This window comes from Massilia sp. DJPM01, assembly GCF_030348125.1.
In the GTDB taxonomy this organism is placed as follows: Bacteria; Pseudomonadota; Gammaproteobacteria; order Burkholderiales; family Burkholderiaceae_D; genus Telluria_A; species Telluria_A frigida.
On sequence record NZ_JAQOZV010000223.1, the window covers coordinates 1 to 567 of the forward strand.

Below are 567 nucleotides of genomic sequence, written 5' to 3' on the forward strand. Positions count from 1 at the left end.
TAGCGGGGAAACTTGTTGGACCAAGCCCGTGACGGCGTTCAAATACTCCTTCTCATCCTGAAGCTTCCGCAGGTCAAAAATCTTGGCAATAGTCCCGGCACTGTTGGCCGTATCGCGATTGGTTTCAGCAACGGTTTCCTCCGCTGTTTTCCCCGTTGCGGCGATCTGTCCCTTGGCGTCGGTAATGACGAGCGTGCCGGCGCTGATCGCGCTCTTCGTCGTACCGGCAGCATTGCCGTCTTGCGTCGGAGTGAGATTGCCCGCCATGTTTCCGGCCACATTGCTGCTCAGGGTCTGGATCGCACTGGCGCCGCTGCTGTACGACAGATTCACGCTGCTGCTGTCGCTGTCATAGCTGGCGGCATTCTTGACGTCCGTTTGCGTCAGCGTTCCCGTCGTCAACTTGTTCTTGTCGGCACCGGCGGCACTGGCAATCACGCCACCGGTTAGATCGGTATTGTTCTTGACGGTCACATCGAAGCCCTGCGCGCCCGCATAGATGCCCGACTGCTGGTTCACACTGGCGAACGTGCTGTCGGTATTCGCCTTGGCCGCGTTCACGCTGCC

At 59.3% G+C, this 567-nt stretch carries 1 protein-coding gene; it reads right to left on the minus strand.

Annotated features, from left to right (window positions below; genetic code table 11):
* Positions 1-567 (minus strand): hypothetical protein (locus PO883_RS34780; RefSeq protein ID WP_289313843.1); only part of this gene is annotated, 567 nt, incomplete at both ends.